This window comes from Streptomyces sp. NPDC037203 (genome assembly GCF_055605065.1).
The window spans coordinates 1-26,400 of sequence record NZ_JBVJUC010000009.1; the positions used below are offsets into that span (position 1 = coordinate 1).

Genomic DNA, 26,400 nt, shown 5'->3' on the forward strand with positions numbered 1-26,400 from the left:
CCTTTGTTCCTCTTTTTTTTTTCGCCCACCCCTCCCCCTGCCCCTATCTCTTTCCCCCCCCCCCCCCCCCTCTCTCTCCCCCCCCCCCCCCCCCCCCCCCCCCCCCCCCCCCCCCCCGCGGCCGCACATCGTGTGGAACGCGGAAGGTCCCACGTCGTCATCCGTCCGGGGCGGCCACCCTGTGGTGGCCGCCCCGGTGGATCACGCTTGTCGCCGGTCAGCCCCGGACGATGTTCTGGGCCTGGGGCCCCTTCTGGCCCTGGCCGATGTCGAAGGTGACCTGCTCGCCCTCGGTGAGCTCGCGGAATCCACCGCCCTGGATCTCGGAATAGTGCGCGAAGACGTCAGCTCCTCCGCCGTCCTGGGCGATGAAGCCGTACCCCTTCTCGGAGTTGAACCATTTCACGGTGCCGCTGGCCATCAATCGATCCTTCGTTCATACCGGAAGCCACCCATGTCCGGGGCTGCTCCGGCTCCCTTGGCAGTAGGAGCCGACATCGTTTCTACCCCGAGCACCCCGGCCTATCCCGCTCATGACACAGCAGTCGGCGTGGTGTCGTCGCCGGGAACGCGCCCGGCGCCCGCTCCGCCCGCACCGAGCCGCTGTCGGTCTTCACCGCAATGGCGTATGCCCCACCGGCCGTGCCGAAGAACCTGATCCAGCTGTACCAGGCCCCTGGGGCTCCTGCACGCGGAAGAGGAGACCGGCGGTCCCAGGCGCCGTCTGACGGCGCTCCCGTGCCGTGATCGGGGCACCTGGGGCGAGACGTCCGTGATGCCGGAGGTGCGAGGGGGAACGTGGGAGGGGGGCGGGGGGAAGACAGGGAGGCCGACGTGGCCCTTGAGCGGATCGGGCTGGCCGAGGTGCTGGCCGAGGCGGAGACCGCCGCACCGATGGCCTCGCTGGACGTGGTCGCGCGCAATCTGCGGGACCGGTTCGGGGCGTGGTACGTGTCGTTCCTCTTCGTCGACATCGTCAACCGCAAGCTGGTGCGGGTCGGCGCCGAGGACTCCCCGCAGCGGCGCCCCTGCGCCGATCAGGTCGACCTGCGCGACAGCGTCTACGACGACGTCCTGCGCTCCCAGCGGCTGGTGTGCACGCCGCTGGACGGCGGGCAGGGGCGACGGGTGATCGCCCCGGTCACCAACCGCGGCGACACCATCGGCGTCCTGGAGCTGTCCCTGCCGGATGCCGGGCAGGACGTGCTGGAGCAGGTGGAGGAGGCCGCCCACGCGCTGGCGTACCTCATCGTCACCGATCGCCGGTTCACCGATCTCTACCACTGGGGCCAGCGCACCACCGGCATCAGCCTGGCCGCCGAGATCCAGCGCGAGCTCCTGCCCTCGGCCTCCTCCTTCGAGGGCGCCGAGTTCGCCCTCGCCTGCGCCCTGGTCCCCGCCGACAGCATCGCCGGCGACACCTACGACTACGCCCTCGACCAGGACACCCTGCACCTGTCCCTCACCGACGCCATGGGCCACGATGTGGACGCTGCCCTGATGGCCACCCTCCTGGTCAACGCCTCCCGTGGCGCCCGGCGCGCCGGGGCCAGCCTCGTCGAACAGGCCTGCCGGACCCACCAGGCGATGCTCGACCACGGCCGCGGCACCTTCGCCACCGGCCAGCTGCTGCGCATCGCCCTCGACGGGAGCGGCGCCGAGCTGGTCAACGCGGGTCATCCCTGGCCGCTGCGCCTGCGCGCGGGCGCTGTCGAGGAAGTTCCGCCGGCCGTCGACCTGCCCTTCGGCATCCCCTCCGTCGACGGCTGCTACCAGGCGCAGAACCTCGACCTGCGGCCCGGCGACCGCCTCATGCTCTACACCGACGGCATGCAGGAACGCCGGGCACGCACGGCCGACCTGCCCGAACTGATCCGGCAAACCGCCGGCGAGCGGCCCCGCGAGGTCGTACGGGCGCTGACCGGGGCGGTCGAGGACGCCTGCGGCGGGCACCTCCAGGACGACGCCACCGTGGTGTGCCTGGACTGGCACGGCCCCCACCCCGAAGGCCGCACCGCGAACGCCGGGGCCGACCTCGGCCCGGCCGACCGGAAACGGTGACGCGGGCCCCCTCCCGGCTCAGCCGATGCCGAGGCGTTCGGTCAGTTCGGCCAGGGCCGCGCCGAGGGGCAGCGCCACGTGCGCGTGCGCGAGGTCGTCGCCGCGGGTCGGGCCGAGGTTGATGATGGAGACGGGCTTGCCGTCCTTCGCGGCGCGCCGGACGAACCGCAGCCCCGACAGAACGGCCAGGGACGAGCCGAGCACGAGCAGCGAGTCGGCGGCGTCGACCAGCTCGAAGCAGCGCTCGGTTCGGGACTTGGGCACGTTCTCGCCGAAGAACACGACGTACGGTTTGAGCACGCCGCCGCACCGTTCGCACGGCACGACGCGGAAGGTGCGGACGATGTCGTCGGGCAGTTCGATGTCGCCGTCGGGATTGACCCGCAGTCCGGCGGCGTCCTGCGCCGCGAGGAACTCCCCGTTCGCGGCACGCAGCCGGGCGTCCAGCTCGTCGCGCGGCCCGATCGTCCCGCAGTCGAGGCAGACGACCCGGTCCAGACTGCCGTGCAGGGCGACGGCGTCCGTCGTCCCGGCCGCCTGGTGGAGCCCGTCCACGTTCTGCGTGATCACGGCACTGACGTACCCGCGGGCGCGCAGCGTCTGAACGGCGTGGTGCCCCGCGTTGGGCCGGGCCCCGGCCATGGCACGGCGCCCGATATAGCCGCGGGCCCAGTAGCGGCGCCGGTTCTCCTCGTCCGAGACGAAGTCCTGGTAGGTCATGGGGGAGTGCCGCCGGTGCCGCCCGCTCGCGCCCCGGTAGTCGGGGATACCGGACTCGGTGGAGATCCCGGCCCCGGTCAGCACCGCCACCTTGCCGGCGGCCACCTGCCCGGCGATCTCGTCCATCCCGCCGGCGGGCCGCACACCGGTATCGGGTATCGGGCCGACGATCGGACGCATACGCATACGGGTAGCTTAGGCCAGCGGTTACGACGGCGGGCCGTATGTCCGCGCCGGTCAGATTGACGTCGATGACGCGGCGCCACGAGAGGGGGGCGGACGTCGCGAACGGGCTGCCCTGCGCGATACCGGCGTTCGCCCCGACCACCGACGGCCGCCGAGCCGGGTGGGCACCTCGGCCGCCGCCTCCGCGAGAGCGGTGGCGTCGGTGACATCGGTCCGGTCCTGAAGGGGGCCGCTCGGCACGGGCTGCTCCTCAGCCCTCCTGCGGCGTCGCGTGAGCGGGGCGGAGCCGGCGGGTGCGGATGTGCACTCCGTCCACCAGCCGGCCGCCCGAGTCCCGGACCGCGGACAGGCAGAAGCGGACCCACATGTTGAGCTGGATCTCCTTCGCCACGCGCAGGTGCGAGTAGAGCACGTGCACCAGGCGGGTCGCGGCGCGTGCCCACAACTCGATCTCGAACACGAGCAGGTCGCCGTCCTCGTACGCGCGGAACCGCACCTGACCCGCCTCCATGTGCCCGCGCAACGTCACCAGGTGCAGCAGACCCCGGTCGCGGTGGAGGACCCGCACCGGGCCGTTCCAGGGACCCGGCATCTCCACCACCAGCTCGTCCGCGACGTCCAGACCTCCGGCACCGAGCTCGCCCGAGCGGATCCCGACCACCTCCGACGGGACGAAGTGCTCGAAATGCCGGCAGACATGCTCCATGAGCCGGGCGGCGTCGACATCGGCCCCGGCGATACGCACCCGGAAGACACGGTGGAACAGGGGACCGCAGCCGTCCTCGGCCCGCTGCACCGCGCCATCGACCGCCGCGGGTGGAAGCCGCGGCGGCCGGTCCCGCTCATCGCCCTCGCACTCGCCCGCCCGGTACAGAGGCGTCGTCTCCCACAGGTACCGCCAGGTGACCAGCATCGTGCCCAGGAGCCACCGCGCCAGCACGGTCAGGCTCCGCTGCCAGCGCTGTCCGGGCATCGAACTCCTCGTCTCACCGTATAGGCATAAATATGAATGAATAGGTGCATACCCTGTATAGCGCTGGTGACACAGTGGCGTGACGCGAGTGGACGAACCTGGAGGCGCGCATGGTGGTCCGGCTGCTGCATCGAGCGGGCGCGCGCAGCGCTCAGCTGCACCTCGCCTCGCTCGGCGCGATCGGTCTGTGCGTGACGTTGTGGGTGCGCGCGAAGGCCGTCGACCAGGAGCAGCGCGGAAACGCCGAACGGCGCGCGCTGTTCGTCGGCCTGTGGCCGCCGATGCTGTGGCTGATCGGCGAATCGCTGCGGGAACTGGAGTGACGGCCTCCGGGCGACCGGCTTTCGGACGGTTCGACGCGGTACGAGCCTGGCAGAGGCTCGCGGACGCGTCCGTCAACTACTCCGCCGACGAGGTGCGCCGCCCCGCGTGGAACATCGACGTGCACCGCACCCCCCTGCCCGCCGAGCCGCCCGGCCCTCCCGCGCCCGGCGGATCCTGGTCGCACGCCCGCCGCCTCGTCCACGACTACGAGTTCTCCCCACCGGAGATCGTCCGGGCGTTGTACGACCCGGCGGCCCCCCTCCTCGGCCGCGACATGCTGCTCGAAGCCCGCTTCCACGGCCTGCACTTCCACTGCGGCGTACGCGTCACCGAGGTGGTCGACGAGACGAGGGAGGCGACGGACCATGTGTGGGGATGGGCGTACGAGACCCTCGACGGCCACCTGGAGCGCGGCAAGGTCACCTACGAGGTGGTGAAGAACAGCCGGACCGGCGCGGTGGAGTTCCTGGTCACCTGCTATTCGCAGGGCGCCCCCACACTCGGCCCGGTCACCGCTCTCGGCTGGCGGCTGTTCGGCCGCCGCACCCAACTGCGGTTCTATCGTCGGTGCGGCGAACGCATGCGTCGCTTCGTCGGTACGGCACTGCGCGGCGAGGCCGTGCCGCCCCGCCCGGCGACGAGGATCGGCCCCCTGGTGTACGCACCCTCGGACGCACGCGTCCACCGTTTGGACACCCTGGCCATCCACCGGGAGTCCCCGGCGCACTCATCCCACCCCGGCTGACGCGCACCGCTCCGCGGTGGGAGGCGTCCGGCCCCCGTGCGTGGGAGGTCAGGAGAAGACGACGGACCTCAGGAGGAGACGGTCACTCGCGCCGGCGCCGGGGCGCAGGGTGTAGTAGGTGTCGCCCTCGCAGCCGGCGTCGAGGAAGACCGTCGCGGTGGCGTCCGTACGGTTCTTGGGAGCCCGGCTGATGGAGTCAGGCTCGGCGCCGGGCCCCTGCAGATCGATGCACTCGCCGCTGGCGGGGTTGTTCAGGAAGCCGACGGCTTCGTACCCCTCGGCGGTGGTGTAGGTGTAGCGGAACTGGCCGGTCGCCGCCGCGGCCGAACCCGGCGTGGCCAGCAGCAGAACGAAGGCACTACAGGCAGCACCGAGCGCCGCCGTGAGGGAGCGAGCAGACACGGGATTCTCTCTCTGTCGGGTACTGATTGCGGTCAATGCCAGCGATGCCCAGAAAGCAGGCGGATAGCCGCTTTGTCCCCCGAACGGGTCGTTACGCCCACGCGCGACGCCCGGGGAACCAGGTTCGAGGGCGTGCCGTCGGCGGATCGACCGCGGCCTCCCGCTCGCAGTGCCCGGCCGACCGCTTCCGGATCGAGGGCCAGGCAGTGCCGTGATGTCAGGCATGGCCCTGAGGAAGCCCGAGGACATGGTCCGGCTGCCAAGCCCGCACCGACCGGTCCGCCGCCGAGGAGCACGGCTGCCGCTTCGCGGGACGGAAACGGTGTCGGCCACGAGTCGAGCCATCCGCCGACGTCCGTGGGACCGTCCGGGTCCGGGGCGCGGCGGCGGCCCCCGGATCCGCAGGTGGCCCGCCGGCAACCTGGAACGGGCCCGGACCACGGTGCAGGGCGCGCGTTCCGTCCCTGTCCGGGACCGCTCAAGCCGGCAGCTCCGCTTGCAACTGCTGGTGCCGAACAGGCGGGGGCTCGTTCGCGCTGAAGGTGCGGCGATAGGAGGCGGGCGACACTCCGAAGGCCGTTCTCATGTGCGCGCGCAGCGAGTTCGCCGTACCGAAGCCGGCCCGGTGTGCGACCAGGTCGATCGACAGATCGGTCGTCTCCAGCAACTGCTTGGCGAGCTCCAGGCGCTGTGCGGTGAGCCACTGCACCGGAGTCATGCCGACCTCGTCGCGGAATCTGCGACTGAAGGAGCGCAGGCTCATCCGGGCATGCTCGGCGAGCCGGGCGAGGGTGAGCGGCTCGCCGAGGTGCTCCAGGGCCCATGCGCGGGTCGCGGTGGTGCTGGCGACGGTGGGTTCGGGTACCGGACGGTCGATGTACTGGGCCTGTCCGCCGTCCCGCCAGGGCGGTACGACGCACATGCGGGCGGCCCGGTTCGCGGCGGCGGCCCCGTGGTCGCGGCGGATCATGTGCAGGCACAGGTCGACGCCGGCGGCCACGCCCGCCGAGGTCAGTACGTCGCCGTCGTCGACGAAGAGGACTTCCTCGTCGAGCTTGACCTTGGGGTAGGCCCGGCGGAACTCCGGGGCGAGGTTCCAGTGGGTGGTGGCCGGACGGCCGTCGAGCAGTCCGGCCGCCGCGAGGACGTACGACCCGGTGCAGATGGACACCAGCCGGGTACCGGGCCGGATGCCGGCGATGGCCGCGGCGACCCCGGCGGGCAGCGGGCCGCCACGGCCCAGTTCGGGCATGGCGTGCGTGGGCGGGACGATCACGGTGTCCGCCGCGCTCAGGGCCTCCGGACCGGCCGCGGGCTGGACGGTGAAACCCGCGTCGCTGAGCACGGGGGCGCCGTCGGCGGTGCAGACGGTGACGTCGTACAGCGGGCGGCCCTCGGCGTCCTGCACGCTGCCGAAGACGCGTGAGGGGATGCCGAGTTCGAAGGGCGGGACCCCCGGCAGCGCGAGCACGGCGATCCGGTGCCGCCGCGGGGTGCCGCCCACGCGGCCGGTCTCGCTCTCTACCGTCGTCCACCGCGCGCCATCCATGGCCAAATCCTGGCACATAGTGGCCGTACGGCCAACACCGTGGCGAGGCGCGGTGACCGATGCTGGCTGCGTCGCGCCGGGACCTCCCGGCGCGGACCGATACGAAGCGAAGAACGAAGAACAGCGAAGGACGAGGAAAGACAATGCGTGCGGTGGTCGTGGAGCAGTGGGGCGGGGCCGAGAACCTGGTCGAGCGGGAGGTGCGGCGCCCGGAACCGGGGCTGAGCGAGGTTCTGGTCCGGGTGCACGCGGCCGGGGTGAACCCGGTGGACTGGAAGACGCGTGCCAGTGGGGCCCTCATCGAGTGGGGTGAGGCGCCGGCGGTCGGATGGGACGTGTCCGGCACGATCGAGGCCGTCGGCCCCGGCGTGGGCATGTTCCGCCCTGGTGACGAGGTCTTCGGGATGCCGTTGTTCCCCCGCCAGGCTGGTGCCTACGCCGAGTACGTGGTGGCGCCGGCCCGTCACCTCGCCCTCAAGCCGGCATCCCTGACGCATGTGGAGGCGGCGGCCCTGCCGCTCGCCGCGCTCACCGCCTGGCAGGCGCTCGTGGACACCGCCGACCTGCGCCCCGGCGAGCGGGTGCTGGTGCACGCGGCCGCCGGCGGGGTCGGTCACCTCGCCGTACAGATCGCCAAGGCGCGCGGCGCCTACGTCATCGGCACGGCCAGCGCCGCCAAGCACGACCTGGTGCGCCGACTGGGCGCGGACGAGGTGATCGACTACCGCGCGGCCCGGTTCGAGGACGTCGTGAGCGACGTCGACGTGGTGCTGGACGGGCTCGGCGGGGAAACGGCCGAACGCTCCCTGTCGGTTCTGCGCGCCGGCGGCCGGCTGATCACCCTGCCCGGCCCGGACGACGTTCCCGCGGCCCAGGACGGGGTTCGGGCGGTGTGGCTCCTGGTCGAACCCGATCACCTGGGCCTGCGCGAGATCTCCGCCCTGGTGGAGCGGGGCGCGCTGCGGCCGGTGATCGACACGGTCCTGCCGCTGGCGGAGGCCGCGAAGGCGCACCAGATCGGTGAGCAGGGCCGCACCACCGGCAAGATCGTGCTGACGGTCGTCTGAGCCGCGGACGCGCTCGGTCTTCTGTTCTGGTCGAGGCGGTCGGCGCATCACGGCGACGACCGCCGGGCCTGCCCGCGGACGGTGGGGTCACCGACCAGCCGGCCTGCTGGGGGGTGCCGGCCGGTGTCGCGGCCGGCACTCCAGTGGCGGACGACAGCAGCGGAACCGGGCGGCTACGCCTTCCACGACTCTTCGGAATCGCTGACCGTAACTCCGCGGCCCCTCGTCAACGGTGACGCCACCACGTGGAAGAGCGTGGCCACCGCCATCAAGAAGGGCAGTGGCTACGACACCCACATGCTCTCCACGACGGTCCGACTCCAGCGTGCCTCGCGCATCCAGGGCATGAACGCCTCCCCGGAACCGGTCACCAAGGGCAAGACGATCACCGTCACCGGCGCCCTGGAGCGCGCGAACTGGTCCAGCCACCGGTACGACCGCTACGGCAGCACGTCAGTGAAGCTGCAGTTCGCGCCGGCCGGATCCAGCACCTACACCACCGTCAGGAGGCAACGTGCAGGTCAGCGGCTGCGCCTGGCGGCCCCGGCTGAGGGGCGGCCGGTCGGGTGTCAGTCGGCGAGTCCCGCGTTGACAAGTGCCTTGATGTACGGCAGGTCATCGCCGTTCCCTGTCGGGTTCAGGGAGTACACCACGCGGTGCCGCAGATCGCGGGTGGCGAAGATTCCGTTGTCCCAGCCGGGGCGAGAACCGGTCTTGCCCCAGGCGTACTCGCCGTTCGCGAGCTGGTAGCGCATGAGGCCGCCGACGCTGTAACAGGCGTCTTCGCCCGCACAGTTGGTGTTCCCGGCGCCGTTCGGTACGTCCGGCACCGCGAACACCAGCCTCTGCTGGGCGGGCGGAAGCAGACGCCCCTGGAACAGGGCGGTGAGGAAGCGGTCCAGGTCTGCGACAGTGGAGATCATGCCGCCCTCGGCCCACGGGTACGGGCTCTGCTCGGTCACGTCCTGGCCGCCGAGGTACACCTCCGCGTGGGGCGAGGGTATCGCCGGGTCGTCGGCCGCCGGCAGGCTGGTGTGACTCAGGTGCAGCGGCCGGATGATCCTCTGTTGCAGCTCGCTGGTGAAGGAGTGGCCGGTGACCTTCTCGACGATCAGCCCGAGAACCAGGGAATTGAGCCCGTTGTACTGCTGCTCGCGTCCGGGCGAGGGTGGCGCATCGGCGGCGGCGAACGACTCGCGGAGGAGTTCCGCGGGGCTCACGGACTGGAGTTGCCATCCGGGGCCGTCGGACGGGTCGGGGGTTCGTGCGGGCTTGGGCAGCCCGCTGGTGTGGTCGAGGAGCTGGCGCACGGTGACGTGGCCATAGGCCCTGGGCAGAGCGTCGGGGACGTACCGCCGGGCCGGTGTGTCCAGGCCGATCCGGTGTTCCGCGACGAGTTGGAGGACCACCGTATTGGTGAACACTTTGGTGACGCTGCCGATCCGCATGTATGCGTCGGCGGAGACAGGGCCGGCGGTGGCGGTCGCACTGTCCCGCCGGACCAACGCGCCCGCGACCACGTCGTCGGGCAGGTGGGCGAGGATGTCCTGGACAGTCGGCGCGGCGGCTGTCGAGGCGCCGGCGTTCGGCGCGGCGGCAACCATGGACGCGGTTGCGCCGGCGGTAAGTACAGTGGCCAGGGCGAGAGCGGTGACCGTATGGCGGATGCGCATCGAGTCTCTCCTCAACGGCGCGGTCGGGATGTGTTGACAAGGCCAACTCTTCCGCCCCCTGCCGTCGTCACCCATCAGTGATCACCCTGACACAACCCTGGACCGTCCCCTGGGGGACAACCGGCCGGCCTGACGCCACGACGATCGAATTGCTCGTCCGCGGGCCGATTGAGCGCGGCGCGAGTCGGCAGCCGGGAGCGGGGCCTGGAGCCCACAGCGCGGTGTACTTGTCCGCGCCGGGCTCCGCCAACCCCGTGCACTGACGTTGGTGCTGCCCGACTCCGGCGCGGCCGTATCGACGACGCGCAGGTCGAAGCCCTACGTGGTGAGGAGGGCTTGGCGGAGAGTCTCCCGGCAGTCGATGACGGTGTCGATCCCGACCAGGCTGATGGTGCGCATCACGGACTCGCCGGCGGCGGCCAGGCGAAGCCAGCCCCCGGCCTCGCTGAGGGCGCGGTGGGCGGTGATGAAGATGTTGATGCCGCTGGAGTCCATGAAGGTGACCTGGCGCAGGTCGGCCACGACGCGGGGGTGGGGAGTGTCGTGGGCGTGCAGGGCCTGGCGGAGTGTGTCGCCGGTGTGGTGGTCGATCTCTCCGGCCAGGGTCAGCACGCGGATGCCGTCGGCGGTGGTGGTCTCGACCGACAGGTGACCGGTTTGCCCGGCGTGTTGGGGGCCGGTCATCTCTACCTCAGACATGCCGGTGATCCTGGCACAGTCAGACCCTCCTGCCCAGTGCGGCTCGGCCGCGTCCGTGTGTGGCTGATCCGACGGAAGAGACGGGGTGTGATCCGCGACTGCGGGGGTAAGTGCGGGAACGACATGGACGGGGGAGTGAATGGCGGTCGTGATGGAAAAGACAGATCCGGCACCGGCAGACCACGCGGCGGTGGACGGCCCGGTGATGGACAGGCCAGTGATGGAGACAAGTGCGGCCCTGCTCGGAGACGGCACGGACATCGCCCATGCCCGTCATCTGACGGCCCAGTTCCTCACTGGGGTTCAGGCCGAGCATGGCCTGCCGGTCTCGCAGCGTGCGATGGATGTCACCCGGTTGGTGGTCAGCGAGCTGGTCACCAACGCGCGCAAGTACGCCCCCGGACCGGTGCTGTTGGACCTGCGTGTCACCGGTGACACGGTCGAGGTCGCCGTGTGGGACTCGGACCCGGTACTGCCGATCGCGCGGGCCGCGGACGCCGGCCGGGTCGGCCAGCATGGCCTGGAGATCGTCATGGCCGTCGCCCAGGGCTTCGAAGCGCAGCGTGAGCCGGTCGGGAAGCGCATCACCGCGCGCATCGCCCTGGCCGACGATCCGGGCGGCGCCGTCACCGGGCGCCGGCCCCTGTAAGGCGAGCGCGGTCGGCGCCCCGGATGACCGCATGGTTACGTGCGGTTCGCCGACGTCGGAGAGCGCAGAGCCCTGCCTGAGGAGCATCGCCGGGCACGTGTGCCTCATCGGTGCCACCGGTTACCGGAACGTTGCCCCCAACCGCTCACCGCAGCACGTGGTCGACGCCCCGTCGGGTCAGCTTGGCGGAGACGCCCGACGACGTCCGGTCCCGCGCAGGAGCCCTACTGTCGTCGTGACACGTACCAGGCCGGGGGAGCGGGGAGCCGAGCCGAATCCGAACCGCACGGCGGGCTCGACCGGCGCGAGGGAGCCCAGGTCCCGGCCCTCGTGGACGGCGCTCGCCGCGACGATCCGGTGCAGGTCGCGGGCGCCGTACCACTCGCGTCGGCCGCCTGCGGCGCTTCCTCGCGTGCGCAGACCGAGCAGCAGTCGGGCGAGGGGATCGGTCACTGCCGTCCAGCCGGGCCGCGCGGCCAGCGCTCCGGGCACCGCGGCGAGCAGGAGGCCCGGCAGCGGCCGACGGCCGACGGTGAAGCGCAGTTCGAGGAGCGGCTCCGCAGTGATCGCCCAGAGGCTACCGGAGACATGGACGTGCACCGGCGCCACCCGCACCTCGTCGAAGCTGTAGGTGGCGGCGATGAAGTCCGCCGTCCGGTGGCTGGGTGCGAGCAGGAGACGGTGGCCGTCCGCCCGTTCCAGCATCACGTCACTGAACGGACCGAAGGGCGAGCGCGGCCAGTGGCCGACGACCAGGCGGGTGCCGGACGTGGTGCCCACCCCGGCGATCCAGCCGTCGAAGCGCAGCCACCCGCGACGCCCTGTCGGACACTGGACGGACTGCTGTGGCCGGTACGAGATCACGAGCGACGTTTCCCCGGCGGGGGTGCGCCGAAACTCAGGGGACGCCCGCGTACGGCACCGGGGTGTCCCGGAGTGTTCAGCCGCCCCAGATCGTCCAGTTGGTGGTTCCGTGGGCGGAGGCCAGGACGGCGAAGAGGACCAGGTCGGCGATGCCGAGGCCGAGTCCGAGCTGTGCCCGGAAGCGGCGGGGTGTGTCCCGGCGCAGGGCGAGGACGGCGAGGAGGATGGCGATGGGGCCGAGGACCAGGTTGAGGACGAGGAGTCCGAGGAGTCCCAGGACGAAGGAGGCCACGGCCATGCCTTCGGTGTCGCGTCGGCCGGTGCGGGCGGAGGGTGGTGCGGTCAGGCGCATGGTCAGGCCCTCCTCGACCGGCGCCGGCGCCGCTCGCGTCCGGCGAACACGGCGAGCCAGCCGGCGATCACGGCGCCGGCCAGCAGGGTGACGGGCCACGGGAGGTAGGCGGCCGAGCCCAGGATGATGCCCAGCAGGAGCAGGGCGACGACCAGGAACAGCACGCCTACCTCCTCGGTCCGACGGTGCCGGCGGCGGACGGCGGTTCGCCGCCGTGTCCGTACGGCGGCCTCTGCGGCCGTTTCGTCAACGCGTCCATGACATCGCCGGATACCCGCCGACGCGCGCCTCACGCACCGGAAGCACCATCGACCGCACCGCGGATGACGCACGCACCGCAGCCGCGCCGGATCCGGACCGGCGGTCAGCGAGCACGTCCGCGGCCGATTACGGGACAGCGTTCAGGCCGGTCAGGCCAGCGGTAGTCCTGAGTGTGGACCGCGAGAACCTCCACCAGGGCCTCCGGCTCAAGGCCGATGTCGAACTCCAGATATCCGACCTGGACGCCGGCCACCAGGGTGCTCCGGGAACCTGGCGTCAGTTGGTGGCTACGGCTTGAACGTGCAGGTCACGTACCGATAGGCGCCCTGCGTCGGCTTCGCGACGGAAAACCACGTCCACAGGAACGATACGGTCGCGCCGCGCGGCATCGTGAACGTACCCGTTCCGGAGGGGACACCCTTGGCAGCCAACTCGGCCAGCAACGCCGCAGGTTGCCTGGAGGCCCCGGACGTCGAAGCGTGTGTGCTCCCCGGCGTCCCCGCCGCCGTCTCCGGTGTCGCCGCCTCGGCCGCAGGAGCCGTCGCGCAGATCAGCGCCGCGGCGAAGGCCGTGACGGTGATTCGGCGGACGGCGCTGCCCTGTGCACGTTTCATTGAAGTCCCCCGCAGTTCTCCCCTGTTCCCCGTGGAGGCTTGCTTCAGCGGCTGCCGCGCCGCTCACTCCGTGGTGCACGGTCTCCAGCGCGCCGGCTTCGACGGCAGGCGTCCGCTGTCGTACCAGGAGACGCGTGAGCGCGCCACGTGCCGGGCACCCGGACAGCAAGGGGCAGCGGCCTCTGGCGCTCCCCCCGGCCGTCCCGGCGAGGCAGACCTGCCACAGCGCAGGCGTCATCGCGTGACTGCGGGTACCCGAGGGCCATGGTCATACGACCGCTCACCTCGTTCGTTCCGTAGGAGGCCCGAGATGGACAGCCCGCACCGTTCGGAGAAGTCATCGCACCGACCGCCCGCTGACGGCCCCGGTATGAAGCTGCTCGGCATCTATCTCAACGACCACATCGCCGGTGCTACCGCGGGCGTGCTACGGGCTGGTCATCTGGCGCGGAGCACCCGCGGCTCCGAGCTCGGCCGGGCGGTCGGTCCCGTGGCCACGGAGATCGCGCAGGACCGGACGGCGCTGCTGGGCATCATGCGCGACCTCGGCGTCCCCGTGCGCCGCTACAAGGTCTGCGCGGGCTGGGCGGGCGAAAGGCTGGGACGGCTGAAGGGCAACGGCCGCCTGGTCCGGCGCTCGCCACTCAGCACAGTGCTGGAGCTGGAGGCGCTGCGTCTTGCGGTGGAGGGCAAGGCCGCCGGGTGGCAGACCCTGCGCCGGCTCAGTGCCGTCGACCCACGTCTTGACGCGGCGCAGCTCGACACGCTGCTGGAAAGGGCCCGACGTCAGCAGAAGACGCTGGAGGAGTGGCGCGTCCGTGCGGTCGAGGCGGTCTTCCGTGCCGCGAGGAATCCGACGAGCGAGGAGTAAAGCGGGTCGGCCCGCTTTACTCCAGGGCCGCTGGCGCTGTGCCCCACTGGAGCGCACCGCAGGGTGACCAAGCCGCAGAGGATGAATCGAGCCTGCGGGCGATAGCAGGGCCGACCGCAGGGGTAGTCGATCACCATGAGTGCACAGCTGCCGGCCGAGCAGACCATGGTCGTCCTCGCCGGACACGGCGTGACGGGAGAGACCACCCGGCTCAGAGGGTCAGCTCCGACCTCTTCCAGAACCTGAACGACGTCCGATTCGCCCTCGCCCCGACCACGGTCACGGACTGGGTCGGCGCCGCCACGCAGAGCACCCCGACCAGGACTCGTCGAGGCTCGCGAAGAGGCCAAGAGACCGCTACCACCATCCATACGTGCGCGGCGAACACCGCCCACCTCGCCCGCCGGCTCGAGGACGAACCGTGCCCGGCGAGCTGACACACCCGCCCCGCTCACCCCGACAGGAGAACACCGTGCCAGCGTCCGACCTCCCCGACCCCGCCACCCGGCACCCCCAGCCGCCGCTCCCCGACCAGGAGCAGGAACATCCCGGCTCGACCGAGGCGATGAATCCGCGACCGGACCACGGGGAAGATTCCTACCGCGGCCACGAGGTGCTGCGCGACCGAGCGGCACTGGTCACCGGAGGCGACTCCGGGATCGGACGGGCCGTGTGCCTGGCCTTCGCGAGGGAAGGCGCGGACATCGTCTTCACCCATCTGCCCGAAGAGGCGGACGAAGCAGAGGAGACCTCCCGGCTCATCCGCGGCGCAGGCCGCAAGGCCGTGGCCGTCGCCTGCGACATCAGGGACGAGGAGCAGTGCAACGCCCTCGTCGACCGGGCAGTGAGCGAGCTGGGGCGCGTCGACATCCTCGTCAACAACGCCGCCTACCAGATGTCGCAGCCCGACGGGATCGAGGCCATCACCACCGAGCAGTTCGACCGGGTGATGAAGACCAACCTGTACGGGATGTTCTGGCTGACCCGCAGGGCACTGGCGCACATGCCGCGCGGCGGATCGGTCATCAACACCACGTCCGTCCAGGGCTACCAGCCCAGCCCGCACCTCCTGGACTACGCGATGACGAAGGCGGCGATCATCTCCTTCACGCACGGACTGGCCCAGATGGTCGCCGAGCGCGGCATCCGCGTCAACGCCGTCGCCCCCGGCCCCGTATGGACACCTCTGATCCCCGCGACGATGCCCGACACCGCCGAGTTCGGCGCGCAGTCACCACTCGGCCGCCCCGCCCAGCCGGCCGAAATGGCACCTGCGTACGTCTTCCTCGCCTCCCCTCAGGCCAGCTACATCACCGGGGAGATCGTCAACGCCACAGGCGGCACACCCCTGCCCTAACCGCGCGCCCCTGACCGTGGCACCGTTCCCGGCCTTCTACACAGTCGCGCTCTGCTTGTGCGGTATCGGCACCGGGCTCAGCGGTGCGCTCCCTGGCCGCCGCCGCGTGCGTCGCCCTGACACTGCTGCCGTTGCTGCGAAGCGCCTTGGCGCGGAACTCATTCTCGTAGACGAGCCGCGGCACGGCTGCGCCGAATGCTCAGCCGGTTTGCGCTCGCGGGGCCGGGGATACACGGTCGAGGCATTCCGGTCTGCACAGGAGAAGGGGACAGCCATGGGCCATGGTGGAGACGTCATCGCGGAACTGACCACCGATCACCGCGAGGTCGACGAACTGTTCGGAAAGATCGAAGCCCTTCCCTCGGGGGACGAGCAGCGGAAGAAGTACACCGACCAGGCGGTGATCGAGCTGGTGCGGCACTCCGTCGCCGAGGAGGCGTACCTCTACCCGGCTGTGCGCGAGTTCCTGCCGGACGGTGACACGGTCGCCGACAAGGAGATCGAGGACCACGCGGAGGCCGAGCGGACGATGAAGGCACTCGAGGGTCTCGACGCCGGCGACCCGGAGTTCGACCGGCTCGTCGGCCAGCTGATGACCGAGATCCGCTCGCACGTCAGCGACGAGGAGACCAACCTTTTCCCCCGGCTGCGCTCGGCGGCCTCCGAGGACGAGCTCATGAAGTTGGGCGACAAGGTTCGCCAGGCCAAGAAGACCGCCCCGACCCGGCCGCACCCGTCGGCTCCGGACACCCCGCCGGCCAACAAACTGCTGGCCCCCGGCACAGGCTTGGTGGACCGGATCAGGGACGCCCTGACGGGGCGCGGCAAGGATTGACGTCGCGCGGCACCCGGCGCCCCCGAGACCGCGTTCGGATTTGCGCGCTCGGCGTCCATGACAGGGTGGGCTATCCGGCGGTGGCTATCCGGCCCAGCAGCGTGGCGAGTTGCCGGGGCATGGAGAGGAACGGCGAGTGGCCGGCCGGCAACCTGTGCACGGAGTCGGCTCGGGTGGCGAGCTCGTGTTGCCGGGAGGGATCGAGAGCCCGGTCGTGTTCGCAGACCACGTAGCTGGAGGGCACGGTGCGCCAGCCCGCCGAGGTCACCGGCTCCGTGAAGGAGCGGACGCTCTGCGGGCGCAGCCGGGCCACAGCGCGCTCGGCGTCGGCCTCGGGCGCGTCGGCGAAGAGTACCTGCCGAGCGTCCGGGTAGGGCGGGGCCTGGCCGGTGCCGTCGTCCGGCACCGGCGCGCCGATGAAGCTGAACATGCTTTCCCCGACATCGAGTTGGAAAGCGGCGAGGTAGACCACGCGGATCACGTTGGCGGCGTCAGCGATGGCCTGGGTGCTGGGTACGCCGCCGTACGAGTGGGCGACCACCACTACCGGACCGTCGATGCGCCGCAGACTGTCCCGGATGGCCTCCGCGTCCTCCCGCATGCCCACCTGGCGACTGCCGTCTCCGCGGGAGCCGGCCGGCGGGTTGGCGCTGGGCAGGTCGACGGCGTGGGACCGCCAGCCGTCGGCTTCCAGCGCGGTGCGCACCGAATCCCAGCACCAGGCACCGTGCCATGCCCCATGGACCAGCAGGAGGCTAGGCCGTTGGGTGTCGGACATCTGGGGGTGCCTCCGCGGTTTCTCGACTACCGGTCTTGTCGGGACGGTTGACGATACCGCTCGGTCTCCGCGAACCGCCCTGAGCACCGGATCCTTCCGCGTAGTGCTCAGTTCGGCATCTCGTCCCAGTAGACCGAAAAGACCGCGCACGTCGGGGGCGGTGTAGCACGGCGACGTGTACCAAGCGGCCTTGGAGGTCATCGCGATCGGCAAGCGGACTCATCGGCGTAGATGAGCCAGGGCTCTGTCGCTCACAGGGTAGGGACGTTCAGGGGGCAGGAGTTGCCGTGCGGTGTCCAGGTCTCCGTCCCGTACACGCGCGTGGATCGTGTGGGCGAGCGATGTGACGTCGGTGATGGAGATGATCCACTCATCGGCGTAGAGGCGTGCGGCTTCGCCGGCCAGACCGAGCTGGAGCGACCGGTGGGCAAGCGGCTGAAGGCGCAGGTCGCGTTCGGGGTCCCATTGCACTCGGGCCGGAGCCCGCTTCAATTGGCGCTTCCATGTGGCGCGGTCGGCGTGCAGCCCATGCTCGTAGTGGGACAGGCAGGCGTGATCCAGTGCCCACTCGAAGCCGTCACGGGAGATTTCTACGGCGAGGACGGTCTCCTGTCCTTCTTTGGTGCCCCACCCGCAGCGGTACATCATCCACAGGAACGACGGCTTGATCCATGTCATCCGGTCCCGCTGCCACACCGCCGGGAAACGCCCATCGCGGGCCGCATGCAGTCCTATCTCCGGGGCGTACGCCTGATAGACGGTGACCGTGGAGTGCGTGTGCAAGGCTCGAATCTGGTATTTGGGTTCTGCCACGGGACCAGGTTGCGCACACTGTTCCGTACGCGCCATCGAATTACGGCGGTGCGAGGCCGTCGAGCCCGCGATGGCAGATGAGGGTGGCGGCGATACCGACGGGGCACGGTTGCGCGCCGATGGTGGGGATCCCCGCTGTGCGCGTGCGGTTGGGCGGTGTGTTGGCGCGTATCGGTTCCGAGCCCTCCCTGACCTTGGCGTGTCGGACAAACGGGTCATATCGGAGAATCTCTGGCGCCGGCGCGGGTAGCGGGAGGTGAAAGCCACTCCGCTTGGGAGGCGCATCGCATGGCACCGACTCGGGAGGTCGTGGCGGTGATCCTCAAGGGTCACCGGACGGCGGACGATCTGCTTCGCCTCGTGCGCGGCGCGGAGGCCGAATGCCGGGCCGCGCTGTGCGATTTCCCGCACCCGCTGACCGCCGACGGCGAGGAGCGCACGTTCGTCAACCACGTCCGGAAAAGCCTCAGTCGGTATTGCCGGGCGGAAATCGGTGCCGGAGCCGGTCGGCTGGAAGCCGACCCGCGGACGGCGCGCCGCAGCAGCGTCGTCAACGCGCACCGCCGCCCCCGTGTGACGCCCGACGCATACCTCCGGCCGGCAGGACGATCCGGATCGCCGCAGGTGGACAGACCCACGACAGGAGCCGCCATGGAATGGAACGTGGACACCTTCATTGCCCAGGTCACCGAACGCGCACGCTACGACAGACCGCAACAGGGAGCCAGAGCCGTACGGAACGTGTTGGAGGTCCTCGGCGCCCACTTGGTGGGCGCGGACCGCACCGACCTGGCGGCCCTGCTTCCCGACGGGTGCGGGTCGCTGCTGACCGCCGCCGAGCCGGCCAGCGAACCACTGTCACCGGCGTCGTTCGTCCGAGCCGTGGCCGACCACAGCAACGAGGACGTGGCCGAGGCCAGGCGCGAGATCGACGCCGTACTGCCCACCCTCGCCGACGCCGCCGACCACGCACTGCTGCGGCGGCTGCTCACCCAGCTGCCTCCGGGGCACGCGGGCCTGTTCGGTTGCACGGACCCCGGATGACCGGCGGGGCGCAAGCGGGGGCGAGGCCCTGGGCGCCCTCGGCGCGCGCCCAGGGGTCAGTCGCCGACCGCCTGGGCGATGTCCTGCGGGTCCAGGCCGGTGAGCTGGGCGATACGCGGCGCGGGGATGCCGGCGGTGAGCGCGCGGTGGACCAGCGACTGCCAGTCCTGGGTGGTGTCCCGGAAACTGAGCAGCTCGGTCTCCATGTCCGTCAGGGACGCGGGCGTGCACGCGTGCTCGACCCGCAGTGTCTCCTCCTCGCTGAGGGGGACCGGCAGCCGCTCCGCCTCCTCGGGAATGAGCACCTCGGAGCCCGCCGGGACGATCCTGACGTGCTCGGAGGAAACAGCTGTCCCGTGGGCGTGGAGCCAGCCCAGGACCGCCGGGCTCTCCGCGCACTCCAGGTCGCCGACCGCCGACAGGGCGGCCCCCAGACGTGGATGACGCTCCGGGAGAAGGAACAACAAGGCATCGTCGGCCATGGCCGTCACACCCCTTTCGAAGAAGCAGGTCGGGGACGTCATTGATATCCCCTCAGGATGCGCTCTGCCCGCACGCGCGATACTCACTCGCCCGGATCACCCGTCCGGGTTCGCCTGCACCGGTCGAGGTCACCGTGGACGGCAGCGAGCGGTGGGGGAGGGCAACGGGCGAGGCTTGGGCACACGCGTGCAGAGGGAGCCCGGTCCGGTGCGTGCGAAGGGAGCCCGATCGGCCCGCCTGCGCCCGCCCGAGGTGTCGCGGTCCGCGCTCCGCGCCCGCGAGGACCTCACCGCGTCTGCTCCGGGCCGACATCGGTGGTGCGGCCGGGCACCGGCCCGTCCCGGACACCGACGGCATGGGAGGCCGCGGCTCCCCGTCACCGCGGCGGCCCTCGTGCGGTGGTACGCGTGACGTCGATGTGAGCGGAGGCTGTGGTCCGGACGGCGAGCCGCTCGGCCCGCGGGACCGGTGGCCCGGCGAGGCAGGGGCCAGGTCAGGTGGGGTGCCGAGCGGCGATCCGGTTCGATGTCCCCGGCGCGGGGCGCCCTCGCGCCGGGGTGCGCTCAGGACTGGACGATACGGCGCACGTTGTCGAGCGAGCCGCAGTCGGCCTTCAGCTGGCGCTCGCGTTCGTCCAGGAACGCCGCTCCCAGTTCCTCGCGCCGCCGCATCGCCACGTTCTCGCGCGCGCCGTTGAGGATGGTGCGCTCCTCCTCGTCGGCGTGGTGGGTGACGGCTTCCACCAGTGCCTCCAGCTTGGTGTCCCACTCCTCGGAGCCGACGTCCGTCACCTCCAAGAGCTCCAGAAGGGCCTGGTTGCCCTCGTCGTGCTCGTGCTCGCCGTGCTCGACCTCCTCGTCGTCGATGTTCTTGTACCGCTTCAGCGCGGGATAGACCTCGGACTCCTCGGCCAGCGCGTGGGCGACCAGCAGGTCCGCGAACTCCCGGAGCGCGGCCGCTCGGTCCGCCTCGACGCTGCGCATCAGGCGGAACAGGTCTTCCATGCGCCGGTGGTCCTGGAGGATGAGGTCGACGACGTCCTGGGTTTCGGCCATGGTTGTGGCACCACTTTCGTGAAAACGGTCGGGCTCCTGCCGCTTACCCCCGCCGACCGTGTTGATGACACCCAGGCTCGCCGGTCACGACGCCCCGGCCCCCGGCATCCCGTGGCACACCGCCGACCGGGTCCGGGCGGCCCTGGCCGGCCTCGGCGCCGCCTGCCCGCACCGCCCGCCGAGCAGCGCCCAACTCCCCTTCGGCTCAGGCATGTTGTCGCACTACTCGCCCTCGACCGTGTCCGCGACGGTCGAATCCGAAGCGACCGCCTGTGCCCGGAGGGTCCGGCGGACGGCGTCGCGGAGCCAGCGGTGGGCTCCGTCGGCCGTGTGCCGGGGGTGCCAGGCCATACCGATGGTCAGGGACGGCAGCGCCAGGGGGATGTCGAGGAGGCGCAGTCCGAGGACGTGGGCGTCATGGGTGAGGGGCGAGGGAGCGGCGCCGGGGAGCGCGGCGGGCACGAGGCAGACGAGGTCGCTGCGGGCGGCGAGGGCCATCGCGGCCAGATGACTGGGGAGGACCACGCTGACCCGCCGCTGGAGCCCCTGCTCGGCCAGGGCGGCATCGAGTGGTCCCGTGAACCGGCCGCGACGGCTTACCGCTACATGCTGGGCGGCAGCGAGCCGGGCCGCGGTCAACGGCTCTCCGGTGAGCGGGTGGTCGGACCTGACGGCCGCCATCATGCGGAGGCCGACGAGATCTTCGACGCAGGTCTCGGGGTCCACATGGTCGATGGCTCCGACCTCCAGATCGATCCGGCCGTCGCGCAGGGCGGGCCCGGCTTCCAGTTCCTCGGCCCGGACCCGGAACGAGACGCCCGGCGCCTCCCGCCGGGACAACCGGAGCAGTCCGGGCGTCAGCGCCGCGCCGACCAGGTCGGCGGCTTGGATGGTGAAGGTGCAGGTGAGACCGGCGGGATCGACGCTCGTGCCGGGACTGAGCAGCGCTCCGAGGCTGCGCACCACCGCGGCGGCTTCCTCGCGCAGGGCCTGGGCGCGTGGGGTGGGCACCATGGTCTGTCCGGCCCGGACCAGGAGGGGGTCCTGGAGGACACGGCGCAGCCGGGCGAGCGTGCGGCTCATGGCGGCGGGCGACGTGTGCAGACGCGCGGCGGCACGGGTCACGCTGTGCTCGGCCAGCAGCGCGTCCAACGCGATGGCGAGATTGGCGTCGATGACCGGATCAGAGCTGCTCACCAGTGTTATTCCATTTCAGTCAATGATTCCGTGCCGAAGTTCCCATTGTGGCAGCACGGAGCCGCTCAGCAGGATGAGGCACCTACCCGATCAGCACGACCTACGAGGTATTCATGATCGTCATCACGGCTCCCACCGGGAACATCGGCCGTCATCTGCTCTCCCTGCTCCTGGAGTCCGCCCCCGCCGCGGGCGAGGAACTGCGCGTGATCGTGCGCGACCCCGCCCGGCTTCCGGACGCGGCGCGCGGACGCCTCCAGGTGGTCACCGGCTCGCACGGGGACGCCGATGTCCTCGACCGGGCCTTCGAGGGCGCGGACGCCGTGTTCTGGCTCGTCCCCCCGGACGCCTCGCTCACCCCGCACGACGCCTACACCGGATTCACCCGGCCCGCCGCCGAGGCGCTCACCGCCCACGGCATCGGCCATTGCGTCGGCGTCTCCGCGCTCGGCCGGGGCACCCCGCTCGCCGACCGGGCAGGCATCGTCACCGCCTCGCTCGCCATGGACGACCTCATCGCCGGTACCGGGGTCGCCTACCGGGCGCTGTCCTGCCCGTCCTTCTTCGAGAACCTTCTGGAGGAGGCAGGCTCGATCCGCGAGAAGGGCGTCTTCACCGACTCCGTCCACGCCGACCGCAAGGCCCCCCTCGTCGCCGTCGCCGACATCGCGGCGGCCGCCGCCCGGCTGCTGCTGGACCGCTCATGGACCGGCACCGGCAGCGTCCCGGTGCTCGGGCCGCAGGATCTGTCGCCCAACGACCTGGCCCGCATCATGACCGAACAGCTGGGCCGCCCTGTCCGCTACGAACGCCAGCCGCTCGACGAGCTGTACAGCACCCTCGTCGGCTACGGCCTCGACGCGACGTTCGCGCAGGGCATCGTCGACATGAAGCAGGCCAAGGACGAGGGCCTCGACGCCGGTGTCACCCGCACGCCGGACACCGCTTCCCCCACCGGCTTCGAGCAGTGGTGCGCCCAGACACTCAAGCCCGCCGTCCTGTCCTGAGACCCGTCACTCATCACCTACGGAGGTTCTCCGATGCCCACCGAGAAGACCGGCAAGACCGACGGCACCGAACCGCCCGTCACGGCGTTCATGCTGGTCAAGACCACACCCGAATGGCTCGCCCTGACCGTCCAGGAACGCGTGGACGCCTTCACCACCCAGGTTCTGCCGGCCATCGAGGCCAAGACCACCGGGGTGCGGTCACGCTTCTACGACACGGAGTTCTACTCCGCGCGCGTCACCGACGTCTGGGTATGGGAGGCCGTGGACCACCACGCCTATCAGCTCCTCGTCGACGCATTGCGCGAAACCCCGTTCTGGGACCGCTACTTCGAGGTGGTCGACCTCCTCGTGGGCACCGAGAACGCCTACGCGCGCACGTACGGCCTCGAACCCGTCGCCACCATCGCCACCTGACCTGTGAGGCAAGTCCGGGGCCGCACCCGTCGGCGCGTGCGGCCCCCGGTGCTTGGATCGCGGTGAACTGCGATGCACAGGGATGTCGAGGCGGGGCGGCCGGACCACTCTCACGGGACCTCGTTCACCCGCCGCCGTTCCTGCCGCAGCAGCTCGTCGAGGTCGCCGAGCCGGTCCAGGCCCTGAAGCGCGCGCCGCATCCGGCCATTGCCGGACAGGCCCCGCCGGTGCCGGTGCAGGAAGGCCCAGTAACCGGCGGTGTAGGGGCATGCGCGTGGCCCGGTGCGCTCGGTGGGCCGGTAGGCGCAGCCGTCGCACAGGTCGCTCATGCGGTGGATGTAGGCGCCGCCCGACGTGTACGGCTTGGTGGTCATCCTGCCGCCGTCCGCGTACTGGGACATCCCGACCGCGTTCGGCACCATCACCCAGTCGTAACCGTCGACGAAGCAGCGGTGGAACCAGTCGGTCACCGCGGCCGGATCCCAGCCGCGCTGCAGAGCGTGGCTGCCCAGCACCATCAGCCGGGGGATGTGGTGCGTCCACCCGGTGTCGCGCACTTCGGCCAGCACGGTGGACAGGCAGTGCGCGGTGACCGCGTCCGCGTTCAACCCGGCGAAGTATTCGGGCAGTTCCCCGGTGTGCCCCAGGGCGTTCCCCTGCCGGTAGTCCTCGCCGAAGTGCCAGTACAGCTGCCAGACGTACTCCCGCCAGCCCGCGACCTGCCGCACGAAACCCTCCGCGCTGTTCACCGGCACGTCGCCCGCCCGCCAGGCTCGTTCGGCCTCCTCCACGCACTCCGCCGGGTGCAGCAGCCCCAGGTTCAGCGAGGACGACAGCAGGCTGTGGCTCATCACCGGATCACCGGTGAGCATCGCGTCCTCGTACGGCCCGAAGGACGCCAATCGCCGCTCCACGAAACGCCGCAGGGCCGACAGCGCCTCCCGGCGCGTGGCGGGGAAGCGGCGGGGCCCGTCCCGGCCGACGAAGCGTACGCCGTCCTCGCGCTCCCACCGGTCGAGATCCTCGCGCACCTCCGCGTCGATGCCGTCCTCCCGCGGCCGGTACGGGCCCGGCACCCCGAGCTTCCCGGTACCGCCCGGCGGGGGTTCACGGTTGGCGTGGTCGTGGTTGAACCGGCCGCCCGCCGGGTGGCCGCCCTCCATCAGCAGGTCGTGCTCCTGACGCACCCAGCGGTAGAAGTCCTCCTGGAGCAACCGCCGTTCACCGCGCTCCTCGGCCCAGCCGGCGAACTCCTCGTGCGTCACCAGGAAGCCGCGGGCGGGCAGCATCCGTACGCGGGGCAGGGACCGGACCAGCCGGAGCGCGGCGTACGACGTCGGGTGGCACACCGTGACCGGGGTCTTCCCCACCGCGCGACGCAGGCCCTCGCGGTAGGTCTCGGCCCGCACGTACGTCACCCGCTCGCCCAGTTCCGCCGCGCGGTGCCGCATCGCGGAGAGCACCAGGTGCGCCTTGGCACGGTGGAAGCGCCGCCGCCGGAAGACCGACCTGGCCTCGATCATCACCACGGGCGCCCCGCGACCGGGTCCGTCCTTGCCGTCCGGCACGAGGAAGTGCGGGCCGAGCTGGTCGCCGAAGATCCAGTGCGGGGTGGTCATGGGTCCCAGGGTGCAGGCGACGACCGAGGTCCGCATCGGGGCTTGCTTCCGATTTCGATGGGGCGACTCTCGGATGCTCGCGCCCCGGCGACGCAATGGGGGGCGCGGCGGGCCGTCGAGAGTCACCCGACCGGGTGCGGGCACGGGGAGCACCGCGAGCAGGTGTCCGGGGACCGCCGCCGGAGAATCCAGGGGGCTGCTCCGCACGCCACGGGCCGCACGCCACAGGTCGGCCGCGGGCTCGGCTCGCCGTGTCCCGGTGCTCAGCGGGACAGCTGTCGGCGGCGGTTGAAGGGAGACCGCGCCGCCCGCGTCATCCGCGCCGTCCCCGCCCTTACCGTGCCCGGCCCTCGTCCCGTGCCTGGTGGAAGGCGTCCGACAGCGCCTCCGCGGCACCGGAGAGGACGCCCTTGGCCATACCACGGGTGCCGGATCCCCCGAGCTGCTCGGGTAGTTCGGTGAGACCGGCCGGTTTGCGGGGTCCCGATTCCAGGTCCAGACGGTTGCATGCCTCGGCGAAGCGCAGGTAGGTGTCGACGCTGGCGACCACGATACGGATGTCGATCTTGAGTATCTCGATACCGACGAGGGAGACCCGCACGAAAGCGTCGATCACCAGCCCCCGGTCGAGGATGAGTTCCAGCACGTCGTAAAGGCCGCTGGACCCGCCTCCGCCGCCGGCCCGCGCTGCCACGGTCATCACGACCAACCCCTCTTCCTCGGTCCCGCGTGGTCCCGCCGACGCCGCGCCCGGCAGCGAGGAGGGCTGCCTGTTCGTGTGACCCGGTGCGCCGTGGGCAAACGCGTGTGCGAGCCGATCGGCCGACGCCCTGGGCGGCTTCCCGTGCGGACGCGATCGGGCGGTCGAGGGTGTACGTGCCTCCGCCCCCGTCCCGGCGGGCGAGCGTCACCGGTCGGCGGGCGCGCGGGCCGCGCCGTTCTACTCCCTGGGAGGCTTGACGGCGACGTCGAGGTAGAAGGCGTCGATGCTGCGGACGGCCGCCTCGAACTCTTCGAGGTTGACGGGCTTGGTGACGTAGGCGTTGGCGTGGTGGTGGTAGGCGCCGGTGACGTCATCGGGGGCGGCGGACGTGGTCAGGACGACGACCGGAATGGTGCGCAGGTCGGCGTCCTCCTTGACCACGGCGAGGAACTCGCGTCCGTTCATGCGCGGCATGTTCAGGTCGAGCACGATGAGGTCGGGGCGCGTGTTGTCCGGGTCGCGCAGATAGTCGAGCGCCTCGACGCCGTCGGAGACCTGGGTGAGGTTGCGGGTACCGCGTTCGGTGAGGGCGTCCTGGATGAGCATCGCGTCGGCGAGGTCGTCCTCGACCAGCAGCACGTCGTAGGGGCGGGTTGCGGCGGCAGCCATGATTCAGGTGCTCCGGTGTCAGGGGCGATGGGTCGGATGGATGGTTTCGCTGGTGATCAGACCGGGCCAGCGGCGCCGTGCTCCCTGCCGGCTCATGCTGACGGCCTGACCGATCTCGGGGTACCCGGCTCCGCTCTCGGCGGCAGCGTGCGCGGCCTGGTCCTCCAGATGTCGAACGGCCTGCTTGACGTCGGTGAGAACCCGCAGGCGCAGCAGAGCATATCTGCGGGTCTCTTGAATCTGATCAACGGGCTTCACCGGCGGGCGGACGGTTTCCGGGGTGAGGCGCCGGCTGACTTCGTCCACCAGTCGGGCCACCAGAGCGGCCGTATCCTCGCTGGGCGGGCGGGGAGCGGGAGGCGGATCAAGCATGGCATCACTCTACTGCCCCGCCACAGAGGTGGACAACATGT

The 26,400-nt window shown here is 71.2% G+C and carries 31 protein-coding genes; 11 read left to right on the forward strand and 20 right to left on the reverse strand.

Annotated features, from left to right (window positions below; translation table 11 throughout):
* Positions 1-217: 217 nt before the first annotated feature.
* Positions 218-421 carry a cold-shock protein gene (locus ACZ7EC_RS23285; protein ID WP_037661210.1) on the reverse strand — a complete coding sequence of 68 codons (204 nt, stop codon included), beginning with the start codon at positions 419-421 and terminating at the stop codon, positions 218-220.
* A gap of 413 nt (positions 422-834) precedes the next feature.
* Here ACZ7EC_RS23285 and ACZ7EC_RS23290 point away from each other — a divergent pair, with 413 nt between their 5' ends.
* Entirely contained in the window at positions 835-2,061 is a 1,227-nt protein-coding gene (locus ACZ7EC_RS23290) for a PP2C family protein-serine/threonine phosphatase (protein ID WP_471065307.1), read from the forward strand.
* A gap of 18 nt (positions 2,062-2,079) precedes the next feature.
* Here the strand turns inward: ACZ7EC_RS23290 and ACZ7EC_RS23295 are convergent, their stop codons facing one another.
* Positions 2,080-2,967 (reverse strand): NAD-dependent protein deacetylase, encoded by an 888-nt coding sequence (locus ACZ7EC_RS23295; RefSeq protein WP_471065308.1) that lies wholly within the window; start codon positions 2,965-2,967, stop codon positions 2,080-2,082.
* Between the two features lie 250 nt (positions 2,968-3,217).
* The gene (locus ACZ7EC_RS23300; RefSeq protein WP_471065310.1) at positions 3,218-3,940 is read right to left on the reverse strand and encodes a DUF1990 domain-containing protein; all 723 of its coding nucleotides are present in this window, start codon (positions 3,938-3,940) and stop codon (positions 3,218-3,220) included.
* A gap of 110 nt (positions 3,941-4,050) precedes the next feature.
* Here ACZ7EC_RS23300 and ACZ7EC_RS23305 point away from each other — a divergent pair, with 110 nt between their 5' ends.
* Both ACZ7EC_RS23305 and ACZ7EC_RS23310 read left to right on the forward strand, forming a co-directional pair.
* Complete coding sequence (locus ACZ7EC_RS23305; RefSeq protein ID WP_471065311.1) at positions 4,051-4,263, forward strand: hypothetical protein; 213 nt, start codon at positions 4,051-4,053, stop codon at positions 4,261-4,263.
* A complete protein-coding gene (locus ACZ7EC_RS23310) occupies positions 4,260-5,009 on the forward strand; it encodes a DUF1990 family protein (RefSeq protein ID WP_471065313.1) in 750 nt (249 codons plus the stop codon). The genes ACZ7EC_RS23305 and ACZ7EC_RS23310 overlap by 4 nt, the downstream gene beginning before the upstream one ends.
* Positions 5,010-5,057: 48 nt before the next feature.
* Here the strand turns inward: ACZ7EC_RS23310 and ACZ7EC_RS23315 are convergent, their stop codons facing one another.
* Together ACZ7EC_RS23315 and ACZ7EC_RS23320 are read right to left on the reverse strand one after the other, a co-directional pair.
* The gene (locus ACZ7EC_RS23315; RefSeq protein WP_471065315.1) at positions 5,058-5,411 is read right to left on the reverse strand and encodes a hypothetical protein; all 354 of its coding nucleotides are present in this window, start codon (positions 5,409-5,411) and stop codon (positions 5,058-5,060) included.
* Between the two features lie 478 nt (positions 5,412-5,889).
* Positions 5,890-6,960: a GlxA family transcriptional regulator gene (locus tag ACZ7EC_RS23320; RefSeq protein WP_471065317.1), complete on the reverse strand. Its 1,071-nt coding sequence runs from the start codon at positions 6,958-6,960 to the stop codon at positions 5,890-5,892.
* A 143-nt stretch (positions 6,961-7,103) separates the two neighbouring features.
* Between ACZ7EC_RS23320 and ACZ7EC_RS23325 the strand changes: the two genes are divergently transcribed.
* Entirely contained in the window at positions 7,104-8,027 is a 924-nt protein-coding gene (locus ACZ7EC_RS23325; protein WP_471065319.1) for an NADP-dependent oxidoreductase, read from the forward strand.
* Positions 8,028-8,596: 569 nt separating this feature from the next.
* Here the strand turns inward: ACZ7EC_RS23325 and ACZ7EC_RS23330 are convergent.
* Entirely contained in the window at positions 8,597-9,700 is a 1,104-nt protein-coding gene (locus ACZ7EC_RS23330) for a serine hydrolase domain-containing protein (protein WP_471065320.1), read from the reverse strand.
* Between the two features lie 318 nt (positions 9,701-10,018).
* A complete protein-coding gene (locus ACZ7EC_RS23335) occupies positions 10,019-10,399 on the reverse strand; it encodes an STAS domain-containing protein (RefSeq protein WP_471065322.1) in 381 nt (126 codons plus the stop codon).
* Positions 10,400-10,619: 220 nt separating this feature from the next.
* Between ACZ7EC_RS23335 and ACZ7EC_RS23340 the strand changes: the two genes are divergently transcribed.
* Positions 10,620-11,048, forward strand: a complete 429-nt coding sequence (locus ACZ7EC_RS23340; RefSeq protein WP_471065755.1) for an ATP-binding protein — start codon at positions 10,620-10,622, stop codon at positions 11,046-11,048.
* A 177-nt stretch (positions 11,049-11,225) separates the two neighbouring features.
* On the opposite strand, the gene ACZ7EC_RS23345 is transcribed toward ACZ7EC_RS23340, so the two are convergent.
* From ACZ7EC_RS23345 to ACZ7EC_RS23360, 4 genes are all read right to left on the reverse strand, one after another.
* Positions 11,226-11,828 carry a hypothetical protein gene (locus tag ACZ7EC_RS23345; RefSeq protein ID WP_471065324.1) on the reverse strand — a complete coding sequence of 201 codons (603 nt, stop codon included), beginning with the start codon at positions 11,826-11,828 and terminating at the stop codon, positions 11,226-11,228.
* A gap of 160 nt (positions 11,829-11,988) precedes the next feature.
* The gene (locus tag ACZ7EC_RS23350; protein WP_471065326.1) at positions 11,989-12,264 is read right to left on the reverse strand and encodes a DUF4190 domain-containing protein; all 276 of its coding nucleotides are present in this window, start codon (positions 12,262-12,264) and stop codon (positions 11,989-11,991) included.
* Between the two features lie 2 nt (positions 12,265-12,266).
* Positions 12,267-12,428 carry a hypothetical protein gene (locus tag ACZ7EC_RS23355; RefSeq protein ID WP_471065328.1) on the reverse strand — a complete coding sequence of 54 codons (162 nt, stop codon included), beginning with the start codon at positions 12,426-12,428 and terminating at the stop codon, positions 12,267-12,269.
* A 384-nt stretch (positions 12,429-12,812) separates the two neighbouring features.
* Positions 12,813-13,139, reverse strand: a complete 327-nt coding sequence (locus ACZ7EC_RS23360; RefSeq protein WP_471065329.1) for a hypothetical protein — start codon at positions 13,137-13,139, stop codon at positions 12,813-12,815.
* 370 nt (positions 13,140-13,509) lie between these two features.
* Between ACZ7EC_RS23360 and ACZ7EC_RS23365 the strand changes: the two genes are divergently transcribed.
* The 3 genes from ACZ7EC_RS23365 (at position 13,510) to ACZ7EC_RS23375 (ending at position 16,202) form a co-directional block, all read left to right on the forward strand.
* Positions 13,510-14,010, forward strand: coding sequence for a hypothetical protein (locus tag ACZ7EC_RS23365; RefSeq protein ID WP_471065331.1), 501 nt, complete (start codon positions 13,510-13,512; stop codon positions 14,008-14,010).
* A gap of 472 nt (positions 14,011-14,482) precedes the next feature.
* Positions 14,483-15,367 (forward strand): glucose 1-dehydrogenase, encoded by an 885-nt coding sequence (locus tag ACZ7EC_RS23370; protein WP_471065332.1) that lies wholly within the window; start codon positions 14,483-14,485, stop codon positions 15,365-15,367.
* 274 nt (positions 15,368-15,641) lie between these two features.
* Positions 15,642-16,202: a hemerythrin domain-containing protein gene (locus ACZ7EC_RS23375; RefSeq protein ID WP_471065334.1), complete on the forward strand. Its 561-nt coding sequence runs from the start codon at positions 15,642-15,644 to the stop codon at positions 16,200-16,202.
* A 70-nt stretch (positions 16,203-16,272) separates the two neighbouring features.
* Here the strand turns inward: ACZ7EC_RS23375 and ACZ7EC_RS23380 are convergent, their stop codons facing one another.
* Both ACZ7EC_RS23380 and ACZ7EC_RS23385 read right to left on the reverse strand, forming a co-directional pair.
* Positions 16,273-16,980 (reverse strand): alpha/beta fold hydrolase, encoded by a 708-nt coding sequence (locus ACZ7EC_RS23380; RefSeq protein ID WP_471065336.1) that lies wholly within the window; start codon positions 16,978-16,980, stop codon positions 16,273-16,275.
* Between the two features lie 219 nt (positions 16,981-17,199).
* A complete protein-coding gene (locus ACZ7EC_RS23385; protein ID WP_471065338.1) occupies positions 17,200-17,829 on the reverse strand; it encodes a DUF4291 domain-containing protein in 630 nt (209 codons plus the stop codon).
* Between the two features lie 627 nt (positions 17,830-18,456).
* Here ACZ7EC_RS23385 and ACZ7EC_RS23390 point away from each other — a divergent pair.
* Positions 18,457-18,837, forward strand: a complete 381-nt coding sequence (locus ACZ7EC_RS23390; RefSeq protein ID WP_471065339.1) for a DUF2267 domain-containing protein — start codon at positions 18,457-18,459, stop codon at positions 18,835-18,837.
* 56 nt (positions 18,838-18,893) lie between these two features.
* Here ACZ7EC_RS23390 and ACZ7EC_RS23395 read toward each other — a convergent pair whose 3' ends face one another.
* From ACZ7EC_RS23395 to ACZ7EC_RS23405, 3 genes are all read right to left on the reverse strand, one after another.
* Positions 18,894-19,319 (reverse strand): DUF6003 family protein, encoded by a 426-nt coding sequence (locus tag ACZ7EC_RS23395; RefSeq protein WP_471065341.1) that lies wholly within the window; start codon positions 19,317-19,319, stop codon positions 18,894-18,896.
* A 564-nt stretch (positions 19,320-19,883) separates the two neighbouring features.
* The gene (locus tag ACZ7EC_RS23400; RefSeq protein ID WP_471065343.1) at positions 19,884-20,375 is read right to left on the reverse strand and encodes a hemerythrin domain-containing protein; all 492 of its coding nucleotides are present in this window, start codon (positions 20,373-20,375) and stop codon (positions 19,884-19,886) included.
* A 222-nt stretch (positions 20,376-20,597) separates the two neighbouring features.
* Positions 20,598-21,581, reverse strand: coding sequence for a LysR family transcriptional regulator (locus ACZ7EC_RS23405; RefSeq protein WP_471065757.1), 984 nt, complete (start codon positions 21,579-21,581; stop codon positions 20,598-20,600).
* Between the two features lie 104 nt (positions 21,582-21,685).
* On the opposite strand from ACZ7EC_RS23405, the gene ACZ7EC_RS23410 reads away from it, so the two are divergent.
* Both ACZ7EC_RS23410 and ACZ7EC_RS23415 read left to right on the forward strand, forming a co-directional pair.
* Positions 21,686-22,579 carry an NAD(P)H-binding protein gene (locus ACZ7EC_RS23410; RefSeq protein WP_471065345.1) on the forward strand — a complete coding sequence of 298 codons (894 nt, stop codon included), beginning with the start codon at positions 21,686-21,688 and terminating at the stop codon, positions 22,577-22,579.
* A 33-nt stretch (positions 22,580-22,612) separates the two neighbouring features.
* Entirely contained in the window at positions 22,613-22,996 is a 384-nt protein-coding gene (locus tag ACZ7EC_RS23415) for a darcynin family protein (RefSeq protein ID WP_471065347.1), read from the forward strand.
* Positions 22,997-23,106: 110 nt separating this feature from the next.
* Here ACZ7EC_RS23415 and ACZ7EC_RS23420 read toward each other — a convergent pair whose 3' ends face one another.
* The 4 genes from ACZ7EC_RS23420 to ACZ7EC_RS23435 form a co-directional block, all read right to left on the reverse strand.
* Positions 23,107-24,615, reverse strand: coding sequence for a cryptochrome/photolyase family protein (locus ACZ7EC_RS23420; RefSeq protein WP_471065349.1), 1,509 nt, complete (start codon positions 24,613-24,615; stop codon positions 23,107-23,109).
* Between the two features lie 334 nt (positions 24,616-24,949).
* Complete coding sequence (gene gvpJ, locus ACZ7EC_RS23425; RefSeq protein ID WP_471065351.1) at positions 24,950-25,315, reverse strand: gas vesicle protein GvpJ; 366 nt, start codon at positions 25,313-25,315, stop codon at positions 24,950-24,952.
* A 240-nt stretch (positions 25,316-25,555) separates the two neighbouring features.
* Positions 25,556-25,987: a response regulator gene (locus tag ACZ7EC_RS23430; RefSeq protein ID WP_471065352.1), complete on the reverse strand. Its 432-nt coding sequence runs from the start codon at positions 25,985-25,987 to the stop codon at positions 25,556-25,558.
* Positions 25,988-26,005: 18 nt separating this feature from the next.
* Positions 26,006-26,359, reverse strand: coding sequence for a hypothetical protein (locus tag ACZ7EC_RS23435; protein ID WP_471065354.1), 354 nt, complete (start codon positions 26,357-26,359; stop codon positions 26,006-26,008).
* Positions 26,360-26,400 lie beyond the last annotated feature (41 nt).